This is a genomic window from Nostoc sp. (genome assembly GCF_036917315.1).
Taxonomy (GTDB): Bacteria; Cyanobacteriota; Cyanobacteriia; order Cyanobacteriales; family Nostocaceae; genus Nostoc.
Genome location: NZ_JBALDR010000020.1, coordinates 18063 through 30817, shown reverse-complemented (window position 1 = coordinate 30817; position 12755 = coordinate 18063). Strand labels below are relative to the sequence as shown.

Below are 12755 nucleotides of genomic sequence, written 5' to 3'. Positions count from 1 at the left end.
AAAATTAGGTAGTGAGGTAGTGTAAAATGAGTCATCTGAATGCTATTGATGACCTCGATTTAGAAATAGCTATTATTGGCATGTCCGGTCGCTTTCCAGGTGCCAAAAATATTGATGAATTCTGGCAGAATCTCCAGGATGGGGTAGAATCTATTTCGTTTTTTTCTGAGCAGGAACTAGAGTCTTTAGGCATTAATTCTACTTTGCTGAAAGCTGCCAATTATGTGAGAGCAAAAGCTGTATTAGAAGATGTGGATCTATTTGATGCCTCATTCTTCGGCTTTGCTCCCAGAGAAGCTAATATTATGGACCCACAACAACGCCTGTTTTTAGAATGTGCTTGGGAGGCGTTGGAAGATGCTGGTTACAGTTCTGGAACGGATGCAGGTTCAGTTGGAGTTTTCGCTGGTGCAAGTCTGAACACCTATCTGTTACTCAACCCTAGTTTAAACCTTGAATCAACACCAAGTAGTTTCCAAACTCTGATTTCAAATGATAAAGATTTCTTAGCAACACGTGTTTCTTACAAGTTAAATCTCAATGGTCCAAGTATCACGATTCAAAGTGCCTGTTCAACTTCACTAGTCGCCGTTCACCTAGCTTGCCAAAGTTTGCTAAATGGTGAGTGTGATATGGCTTTAGCTGGTGGTGTTTCAATATACTTTCCTCAAAAGGTTGGCTATTTGCATCAAGAGGAGATGATTTTTTCTCCTGATGGACACTGTAGAGCTTTTGATGCTAAAGCCCAGGGAACCATAAAAGGCGACGGTTTAGGAATTGTTGTTTTAAAGCGACTGGTAGATGCCCTCGCGGATGGGGACAATATTTATGCGGTAATTAAAGGTTCTGCCATCAACAATGATGGTTCATTGAAAGTAGGCTATACCGCACCTAGTGAAGATGGTCAGGCACAGGTGATTAAGGATGCTCTTACCATAGCTAGGGTTATGCCCGACATGATCGCTTATGTGGAGGCTCATGGGACAGGAACAACTCTTGGAGATCCCATTGAAGTTGCGGCGCTGACTCAAGCTTTTCGCGCTAGTACTGAAGCGAAGGGCTTCTGTGCAATTGGTTCGGTGAAAACCAATATTGGGCATCTGGATGTGGCGGCGGGTGTTGCAGGTTTAATTAAGACTGTCTTAGCTCTCAAAAATAAGTTACTACCACCCAGCTTACATTTTGAACAACCCAATCCCCACATTGATTTTATCAACAGTCCTTTTTATGTGAATACGACAGCTTGTGAGTGGGAAACAGGCGAGACTCCCCGTCGAGCCGGGGTGAGTTCCTTCGGTATTGGCGGTACTAATGCCCATGTGGTTTTAGAGGAAGCACCTGCACCCGAATTTGCGTATTCTCAAGTGGAACGTCCCCTACATCTCCTTTGTCTGTCGGCAAAGAGCCAGAGAGCTTTGATGGAGTTAGCAGCTAAATTTAAAAGCCAGTTAGCAATGCATCCATCAGTACCGTTGGGGGATGTCTGCTATACAGCTAATGTCGGACGGGTTCATTTTCCCCATCGTCTAGTTGCAGTGAGCGAGACATCGACTCAAATGCTTGAGAAGTTGGCTAGCTTTGCCAATGGGGAGGAAGCACCTGAGTTGCTGAATGGACATGTCGAAGGCATGAGCCATCCCAAGGTAGCGTTCTTGTTCGCTGGCCAAGGTTCCCAATATGTGGGGATGGGACGCCAACTGTATGAAACCCAGCCGACCTTTCGTAAAACTTTGGCACGATGCGATGAAATACTCCGCCCGTATCTACAGCAACCTTTGTTGTCAGTGCTTTATCCTGAAACTGGGGGAACCTCGCGCTTAGATGAGACTGCCTACACTCAACCGGCGTTGTTTGCATTGGAGTATGCCTTGTTTGAGTTGTGGCGGTCATGGAGTATAGAACCAGACATTGTCATGGGTCATAGTGTGGGGGAATACGTAGCTGCTTGTGTGGCTGGAGTGTTTAGTCTGGAAGATGGACTTAAGCTAGTTGCCGAACGCAGTCGGCTCATGCAGTCCTTACCACAAGACGGTAAGATGGCAGCAGTGTTTGCAACTGAGGAGCGGGTGAAGACTGCTGTTGCTGCGTATGAGGAACAGGTGGCGATCGCTGCTGTTAACGGCTCTGGAAACATCGTCATTTCGGGGGCGGGAGAGGCTGTGCAGTCCGCGATTGAACTGTTAAAGTCTGAGGGAATTGTCATACAGTCTTTGCAGGTTTCTCACGCTTTCCATTCACCATCAATAGACCCAATTCTCGACGAATTCGAGCGTTTGGCAGCGAGAGTGCAGTTTCAACCCCCAAGCATTCCCCTGATTTCAAATCTAACGGGTCAAATGTTCAAGCCAGGAGAAATCCCGGATGCAAACTATTGGCGTCGCCACATGCGAGAAACGGTGAAATTTTCCGCAGGGATGAATACACTGGCTCTACAGGGTTATGAAATATTTCTAGAACTTGGCCCTAGTACCACTTTACTAAGTATGGGTAAGAGATGTTTACCAAAACAAAAGGGTTTTTGGTTGCCTTCTTTGAAGCAAGGGCAAGATGACTGGCGGGTGCTATTAAACAGTTTGGCAAGACTGGAGATTCAAGGGGTAGATGTGAACTGGGCTGGATTCGATCGAGACTATCAACGTCGCCGAGTGTCCCTGCCTACCTATCCCTTTGAACGCAAACGTTATTGGATGGAATCTGAAAAACCTGCAAGCGTTAAGAAATCAGATCCACTATTAAAGGCACAAGTTGAGATGACGCCGCAGATAGCGCCAGAGGATAAGAGCGAATCAAAATTGCGTATCATTGTAGCTCGTTTGCTACAAATGAACCCAGATGAAATCGATGTTCATGCACCTTTTATTGAAATGGGTGCTGATTCGCTTGTCCTTATAGAGGCTGTGGGTATTATTGAAAATACTTTTGGCATTAAGGTTGCAGTTCGCCAGTTTTTTGAAGAGTTAACAACTATTGATGCCCTAGCTACTTACATAGATAGAATTCCGAAAGATTCGCTACAAACACAGACTAAACTTGATGTACCATCCCAACAATCAGTTTTAACAACATCTGTAAATGCAACCGCTGATGTGCCGAAAAAAGAAGAGAGTATCTCAGTATCTGAGACTGCACTGGAACGCATTATGGCGCAGCAGCTTGAAGCCATGTCTCAACTCATGTCTCAACAGTTGGAGGTATTACGCACCAGAGGTTTACCTGCACAGAAATCGCTTTCAAAAGACATCACATCATCTAAGTCCCTCAAGAGAACATCACCCAACGCTAACTCTCTAAGCGATGCATCTTTTCAATCCCAAATTACGACCAATGGATTTTTAGATACTTTATCGAGTTACCCAAAGCCAAATCAAACAAATGCAGAAATAATAAAGTCAGAACCAAGTAGAAGGCTAAGTCCCGAACAACAACAGCACCTAGAGGCTTTGATTGCAAGCTATACAAAGCGCACTCAAAAATCAAAACAACGCAAGCAAGCCTATCATCCCGTTTGGGCTGACAGTAGAGGTGCTGCTGGGTTTCGTCTTTCCATCAAAGAGATGCTTTATCCCATTGTTGGACAGTACTCCAAAGGCTCCAGAATTTGGGATATTGATGGCAACGAGTACATAGACATCACAATGGGGTTTGGGGTGCATCTTTTTGGCCATGCTGTGCCTTTTATTACTGATGCCCTAGAAGCACGGCTCAAACAAGGGATACACCTTGGTCCCCAATCCGATCTGGCGGGTGAGGTTGCTGAATTAATTTGCAAAATGACCGGCGTTGAGCGAGTCACCTTCTGTAGTTCTGGAACAGAAGCAGTTATGACAGCACTGCGTCTGGCACGTATGACGACAGGTCGTACCAAAATTGCTCTATTTTCAGGTTCTTATCATGGGCACTTTGACGGAGTTTTAGCAACAGCACAGACTGTAGATGGACAGTCGCGTTCTGTTGCGATCGCTCCAGGAGTCCCACAGAAAATAATTGAAGATGTTTTGGTGCTGGATTATGGAAACCCCCAATCGTTAGAAGTTATACAAGCCCATGCTCACGAATTAGCAGCCGTTTTGGTTGAGCCTGTACAAAGCCGCAGACCAGATTTACAACCTAGAGCGTTTCTCCAACAGTTGAGGGAATTAACACAAGCAACGGGAACGGCGTTAATTTTTGATGAAGTGATTACAGGCTTTCGGATTCATCCTGGCGGTGCCCAAGCTTGGTTTGGCATTGCAGCAGACTTGGTAACATATGGCAAAGTCATAGGTGGTGGTATGCCGATTGGCGTTGTCGCTGGCAAAGCTACCTATATGAATGGAATCGATGGCGGTCTGTGGAATTACGGTGATGGCTCGTCTCCTCAAGCAGAAAAGACATTTGCTGCGGGAACCTTCAACAAGCATCCTCTTGCTATGGCTAGTACACTGGCTGTACTGAAACATCTCCAAAAAGCAGGCCCAGCCCTTCAACAGCAGTTAAACCAACGCACAGCACAGCTAGCCGAAACACTCAATGCTTACTTTGAACAAGAGGATGTGCCGATCAGAATAGTATATTTTGGCTCCCTGTTCCGGTTTTCTTTCTCAGGCAATATGGATCTGTTGTTTTACCATCTAATTGAGAAGGGAGTCTACATCTGGGAAGGGCGCAACTGTTTTCTGTCTACAGCACATACTGATGAAGATATTAATTATATAATTCGGGCTGTCAAAGAGAGCGTAGAGTCCATGCGAACAGGAGGTTTCTTCCTCAAACGACCTGCCAACTCGCAAAATGGACATCAGCGATCACATTTAATATCAAACACTTTGACAAATTCCTCTAGGATTGCAGAGTCTACTCTGACTTCCCATACCACCAAAGTACACACCGTCCCCCTCACAGAAGCACAAAAGCAACTTTGGGTTTTGGCGCAGGTGGGAGACGAGGGTGCAATGGCGTATAATCTCCCTCTGCTTCTAGAACTGCGGGGATCGTTAAATTTATCTGCACTGCACACAGATGTTCACAAGGCGATCGAGCGTCATGAAGCTTTACGGACAACCATCAGCAACCAGGGAGATTTCCAGCAGATTTTACCAACTCTGACAATAGATGTTCCTTTAATTGATTTCTCAAGTCTCAATACTGCTGAGCGTGAAACAAAAGTGCAACAGTGGCTAATACAAGAGAGCCAACAATGTTTTGACCTAACGCAAGGGCCCTTACTGCGTATCCACGTTCTCAAGTTAGAAGCAGAAAAACACCTGCTTGTTTTTACGATGCATCATATTATCATCGATGGCTGGTCGATGGATGTGTTGCTACAAGAGTTGAGTGTATTTTATTCAGCAGAGTGTAAGGGTATCGATTGTCAGCAGGAACCACCTTTGCAATTCAGAGAATATGTTCAATGGCAGGAGCGGCAAAGCCAAACTGACCAAATGGCGGAACATGAAGCCTACTGGTTGGGGCAATTTACCGACTCGATTCCCATTTTAGAGTTACCTAGCGATCGCCCTCGACCGTCTGTAAAAACCTATAGGGGAGCGAGAGCAAGTATGAAGCTGGAAGCAACTCTTTATACTAAGTGCCAAAGGCTGAGTAGAGAGAAGGGTTGCACTTTATTTATGACACTGCTAGCAACCTATATTGCTTTGCTGCATCGATTCACAAATCAGGATGATATTTTGGTTGGTATTCCTGTAGCTGGGCGCACATTGTCAGGTAGTGAAAACATGGTAGGCTACTGCACTCACTTACTGCCAATACGCAGTCAACTGGTTGGCTCTCCGACATTTTCAGAATATTTAACCAAGATTAGGCATGTTTTGTTAGATGCTTACGAACATCAAGATTATACCTTCGCCAATTTACTCAAGCAACTAAATCTACGCACAGACCCTAGTCGCTCTCCTTTAGTGACCGCAACATTTAATCTAGACCGACCCAAGAGTATGCCAAAGATGTTTGGGTTGGAAGTGGAGTTAGTTTCACCTCCTATTAGTTATGCACAATTTGATATCGACTTGAATATCATTGAGAGCAACGGTGAATTGCTGTTGGAGGTGGATTACAGCACCGACCTATTTGAGGCACAGAAGATCGACAGGATGCTGAGGCATTTCCAAACTTTGCTGGAAAGCATTGTCACTGACCCACAGCAGCGCCTCTTAGAATTATCGTTGCTGACACAAAAAGAGCGTCAACAGTTGTTGCTGGAGTGGAATCACACCCAAACCGATTATCCCCAGGATGCCTGTATCCATCAGTTGTTTGAAGCCCAGGTCGAGAGAACACCTGATGCTGTGGCGGTAGTATTTGCAGACCAGAACCTCACCTACTTTGAGTTAAATTCTCGTGCCAATCAGGTAGCACACCACTTGCGTTCTCTAGGTATAAAACCGGGTACTTTGGTGGGCTTATGCATGTCGCCCTCGTTGGAAATGGTCGTGGGGTTGTTGGGCATTCTTAAGGCTGGTGGGGCTTATGTGCCACTAGATCCAGCTTATCCCTCTGAGCGCCTAGCCTTCATGCTGGCAGATTCACAACTTCCAGTACTATTGACTCAACAGCATTTAGTCAAGTTGCTTCCGCAACATCAAGCACGTGGGGTATGCTTGGACACCCAATGGCCAGCGAATACCCAATACAGTCAGGAAAATCTCAACAGTGGAGTTACATCCAACCACTTAGCCTATCTAATTTATACATCGGGTTCCACTGGTCAGCCAAAAGGTGTTCTCATCAACCATCAGGGATTAGTCAATCATGGTGTGGCGGTGGCGAAAGAGTATGGTCTGCAAGTGGGCGATCGCATTCTTCAGTTTTCTTCAATTAGCTTCGATATTGCCGCAGAAGAACTTTTCCCCTCTTGGCTCGCTGGTGCCACTGTTGTCCTCCGCTCTGGAGATATGGTGTCTATGAGCATGGATCTTTGGCAGGTGAGCGAACAAGAACGATTGACTGTCCTCAACCTGCCAACGGCATATTGGCATCAGTGGGTGCATAGTTTAGCTTTGTCAAACAAGCTTTTGCCCCAGACTCTGCGATTAGTAGTGGTGGGTGGAGAAAAAGCTTCATCGGCAACTCTCGCGATGTGGAGGCAATTGCCTGGAGCGGAACATGTCCGGTGGGTAAATACCTATGGCCCAACAGAGGCAACTATCATAGTCACTGTGTATGAACCAGGGACTTTGTTGGCCAGCCAGGAAATACCCATTGGTCGCCCGATCGCCAACACACAGATTTATCTATTGGATCGACAGCTACAGCCTGTGCCAATTGGAATTCCTGGTGAAATCTACATCGGCGGTGTCCCTTTAGCCAGAGGCTACCTCAACCGTCCAGAGCAAACCGCCCTGGCATTTATCCGTAACCCTTTTAGTGATACACCTGGCGATCGTTTGTACAAAACTGGCGATCTGGCTCGCTATCAGTCCAACGGAGACATCGAGTATCTCGGTCGCATTGACGACCAGGTAAAAATTCGCGGTTTCCGTATTGAGCTAGAGGAAATTGAAGCAGTGTTAAGCCAGCACCCGGCTGTGCAAGAAACAGTGGTTATCGTTCGGGAGGATGTACCTGGTAACAAGCGTTTAGTAGCCTATGTGGTAGCTAACCAGACACCGATACCAGCGATCGCTCAACTACAGCAGTTCCTCAAGCAAAAGCTGCCCGAATACATGGTACCCACTATTATAGTGTTCCTCGATACCCTACCATTAACACCCAACAGCAAGCTAGATCGTCGTGCCCTGCCAGCTCCCGACCCGGCTAGATCGGAATTGGCAGGCTCCTATGTGGCACCGCAAACCTCCGCAGAAGAGATACTAGCTAAAATCTGGGCTGAAGTTTTGGGAGTAAAACAAGTCAGCATCCATGACAATTTCTTTGAATTAGGTGGGGATTCAATTCTCAGCATTCAGATTATCGCCAGAGCCAATCAGGCGGGTTTAGTGCTGACTCCCAAGCAGTTGTTTTTTAACCAGACAATTGCCGAGTTAGCAACGGTAGCAGAAATCTCTTCTGTGTCTCAAATCAAACAAAAATTGGTAACAGGAGAAGTGGTACTGACACCGATCCAGCGATGGTTCTTTGAACAGGAATTGTCACAACCGCACCACTGGAATCAAGCAATGCTGCTGGAAGTGCGGCAAACCTTAGACCCAGGATTATTGGAACAGGTGGTGGAGCAATTACTAATGCATCATGATGCCCTACGCTTGCGGTTTGTGCGCTCAGCATCCGGCTGGCAGCAAGTTAACGCCCTTCCAGATGCGGTGCTACCGTTCACACGGGTGGATTTGTCGTGGCTAAAGGAGGAGGAGCAAAAACCTGCTATTGAAGCCGCCGCCGCAGAACTACAGGCGAGCTTGAACTTGGCAGAGGGGCCTTTGGTGCGGGTGGCGCTGTTTGACCTGGGTGCAAAACAGCCCAACCGCCTATTGTTCATCGTCCATCACCTGGCAGTAGATGGGGTTTCTTGGCGGATTTTGCTGGAGGACTTGCAGACGACATACCAACAACTGAACCATAAACAGGCAATTGCACTGCCACCCAAGACAACTTCCTTCCAGGATTGGAGTCAACGACTTTTTGAGTATGCGCGATCGCCAGCACTGGAGTCAGAACTAGACTACTGGCTGACCTGTTCTCGGTCTTTTGTTGCTTCCGTGCCAGTGGACGATCTTCAGGGTGACAACACTGAGGCATCAGCCTGCACTCTATCGGTGTCCTTGAGCGCCGAAGAAACCCATGCTTTGCTTTTTGAAGTGCCGAAAGCCTACCATACCCAAATCAATGATGCGCTACTAACGGCTTTGGTGCAGACCTGTGCCCAATGGACTGGTAATCGCTATCTACTGGTGGACTTGGAAGGTCATGGACGAGAGGAAATCTTAGAAGGGGTAGACTTGTCACGTACAGTAGGTTGGTTTACCACAGTTTTCCCTGTGTTCTTGGAGCTACCAGAAGCAGACAATCTCCCAGAGGCCTTGAAGGCGGTTAAAGAACAACTGCGCCGCATTCCCCAACGGGGCATCGGTTATGGTCTGCTGCGCTATCTTAAGGGAAACACAGACATTACCGAGCAACTGCAAAATCTACCCCAGGCTGAGGTGAGCTTTAATTATCTGGGTCAGTTGGATCAGATGCTATCTCCGGATGGGATGTTTGGAGTAGCCAAAGAATCCAGTGGACCAGAAAACAGTTTGCGATCGCACCGGAGTCATCTGTTGGAGATCAACGCTTTTGTGGTTGGGGGCTGTCTGCAACTCGATTGGATTTACAGCAACAATCGCCATCAACGTACCACAATTGAAGGTTTAGTCGAGAATTTTGTGGCAGTTTTGCGATCGCTTATTGACCACTGCCAATCACCCGATGTCGGAGGTTATACACCTTCTGATTTTCCTTTGGCAAGACTTGATGAAGACAAACTCAGCAAACTAGCTATGTTAATCGATCGTTCGGACGAGGTATCAACATGAAAATCAAAAATGTTGAAGACATATACCCCCTCTCGCCCATGCAACAGGGTATGCTTTTTCACACTCTTTATGCCTCAGAGTCACGGGTGTATTTTGAGCAGTTGATCTGCATCCTTGAAGGAAACCTTAGTACCTCGGCGTTTGAGCAAGCTTGGCAACAAGTTGTGGAGCGACATCCTGTTTTACGCACTGCTTTCATTTGGGAGGATCTGAATGAACCACTCCAAATCGTGCGACAGCAGGTAACACTGTCATGGGAGCAGCACGACTGGCGGGAGTTGTCCCCACCAGAGCAGCAAGAACAACTGGAGGTTTTCCTGCAAGCAGAACGGCAGCGAGGCTTTGACCTTTCCCAAGCACCACTGATGCGTCTGGCACTCATCCAGGTAGACGAGAACACCTACCAATTTATTTGGTGTCACCATCACCTGCTGTTAGATGGGTGGTCGTTGCCCTTGGTATTCAAAGAAGTCTTTACTTTCTACGAGGCATTGCGTCAAGGTGAAAACTTATACTTAAAACGTAGCCGTCCCTATCGCGACTATATCGCCTGGTTGCAACAGCAAGACTTAGCTAAAGCCGAGGCATTCTGGCGGCAAACGCTCCAAGGTTTGACAGCACCAACTCCACTGGTCGTAGGCAAGGCTTTGGGTAGCATTTCCAACCAAGAACAAACTCACGCTCATCAGCAAATCCAGCTATCAAAGACAGCAACCGCAGCCCTAGAGTCCTTTGCTCGACAGCATCAACTGACTGTGAATACCTTGTTACAAGGCGCTTGGGCTTTACTTCTGTCGCGCTACAGCGGTCAGGAAGATGTAGTGTTTGGCACTACTGTCTCTGGCCGTCCACCGACCTTAACAGGGGTCGAGTCGATGGTGGGGCTATTTATTAATACCCTACCCCTGCGAGTGCAAGTATCACCTCAAGCCGATCTGTTGTCTTGGCTGAAGCAACTACAAACTCAGCATGTCGAAATGCGCTCCTACGAGTACAGCCCACTCGTGCAGGTGCAGGGGTGGAGTGATGTGCCGCGAAGGTTGCCCCTGTTTGAAAGCATTGTAGTATTTGAGAACTACCCAATAGATGCTTCCTTGCACAAGCCGGACGGAAGCATACAGATTCGTCATGTTCGTGGTTTTGAGCGGACAAACTATGCCCTAACTGTAGCGGCAAGGCTGGGTACAGAATTATCACTGCTACTAAGCTACGATTGCCGTCGCTTTGATGCGGAGACGATCGGCCGGATGCTGGGGCATTTACAAACCTTGTTAGAAGGTATGGTTACCAATCAAGGGCGACAGTTGGCAGATTTGCCACTGCTGACACCAAAAGAACGTCAGCAATTGTTGGTAGAGTGGAACCACACTCAAATTGATTCCCCCCAGGATGTCTGCATCCATCAGTTGTTTGAATCCCAAGCTGAGCGATCGCCGGATGCTGTGGCATTGGTGTTTGAAGACAAGCAACTAACATACTTTGAGTTGAACCAACACGCCAATCAGGTAGCACATTACTTGCATTCTTTGGGTGTAGGAGCGGATGCTGTGGTTGGTTTGTGTCTGGAGCGCTCCTTAGAAGCGATCGTGGGGATATTAGGCGCTCTCAAAGCTGGCGGGGCTTATTTGCCTTTAGATCCAGCCTATCCGAAAGACCGCTTGACTTTTATGCTCGAAGATGCTCAAGTATCGGTGCTACTGACTCAACAACAATTAGTTGATAAGCTGCCTGAACATAATGGGCGTGCAATCTGCCTGGATACTGATTGGCAGGTGATCTCCCAACACAGCTGCGAGAATCCCATTAGCAGAGTAACACCTGATAACTTGGCTTATGTCATCTACACTTCCGGCTCTACTGGGAGACCAAAGGGAGTCATAGTAGGACATTCGGGGTTATGCAATCTGGCTTTTGCCCAGCAGAGACTCTTTGATGTCCAACCAGCCAGCCGTGTCCTTCAGTTCGCCTCCTTGAGCTTCGATGCCTCGGTTTGGGAAATTTTTATGGCTCTGTCTGCGGGAGCAACGCTAGTGCTGGCAAAGCGGCAGGATCTCTTGCCTGGAGCGACTTTAATTGAGTTGTTGCGTCAGCAAGCGATTACAATTGTGACTCTGCCCCCCTCTGTACTGGCGATTTTACCACCAGAGGAACTGACCGCATTGCAGACAATTATCGTCGCTGGAGAAGCATGTTCCCCCGACCTTGTGGCTCGATGGTCAGCAAACCGACGGTTCTTTAATGCTTATGGACCAACAGAAGCAACCGTCTGTGCTACCATTGCCGAATGTAACCAAAGCGATCGCCAGCCGCCGATTGGTCGCCCCATTGCCAATACACAAGTCTATCTCCTGGATGCCCAACTGCAACCAGTCCCCGTTGGTGTACCAGGGGAATTATATATTGGTGGTGTTGGTTTAGCTAAGGGCTACCTCAACCGCCCGGATCTAACCGCCGAAAAGTTTATCGCTAACCCCTTTGACAATTCAGAATTCAAAATACCTGCAAAAGCCGTTTTGCGTCTACAAAATTTCAAATTCGATCGACTTTACAAAACAGGTGATTTAGTACGCTACTTAAGCGATGGCAATATTGAATTTCTAGGTCGCATCGACCACCAAATCAAAATAAGAGGTTTCCGCATCGATTTGTTAGAAATTGAGGTTGTGCTGTCCCAGCATCCGGCTGTGCGGGAGGTTGCGATCGCAGCTAGGGAAGATATTCCTGGCGACAAGCGACTCGTCGCCTATGTTGTCCTTGACTCAGAGCAAGCACCCACAATTACTGAACTGCGCCGCTTCTTGGAAGAAAAACTACCTAACTACATGCTGCCATCAGCCTTTGTGTTGCTCAAGGCACTGCCACTGACACATAACGGTAAGATAGACCGCCAAGCACTGCCCCTTCCAGAGAATCTGCGCCCTGAATTACTCGAAGATTATGTAGCACCACAATCCGAGATGGAGCGAATAATCGCCACTGTTTGGCAAGAGGTTCTTCAATTAGAAAAGGTTGGCGTACACGACAATTTCTTCGATCTCGGTGCTCATTCCTTACTCGTCATTCAAGCGTATAGCAAACTGCGTCAACTCTTGAACCAAGAGTTATCAGTGGTTGACATCTTTGAACATCCAACTATTAGCACGTTGGCTAATTATTGCAGCCAAAAACAGAGCGAACAACCTTCTTTTCAGCATAATTATGACCGAACTCACAACCGTACAAGTTCAATGAAGCAACAAAAGCAACTAAGACAAAAACATCGATCCACTAACAACTAAGTAATAAATC

General features: G+C 47.2%; 2 protein-coding genes. Both read left to right on the top strand.

What is annotated here, in order from left to right; translation table 11 throughout:
- Positions 1–26: 26 nt before the first annotated feature.
- The gene (locus V7K84_RS10815) at positions 27–9467 is read left to right on the top strand and encodes a non-ribosomal peptide synthetase/type I polyketide synthase (protein WP_334837972.1); all 9441 of its coding nucleotides are present in this window, start codon (positions 27–29) and stop codon (positions 9465–9467) included.
- Positions 9464–12745, top strand: coding sequence for an amino acid adenylation domain-containing protein (locus V7K84_RS10810; protein ID WP_334837970.1), 3282 nt, complete (start codon positions 9464–9466; stop codon positions 12743–12745). The genes V7K84_RS10815 and V7K84_RS10810 overlap by 4 nt, the downstream gene beginning before the upstream one ends.
- Positions 12746–12755 lie beyond the last annotated feature (10 nt).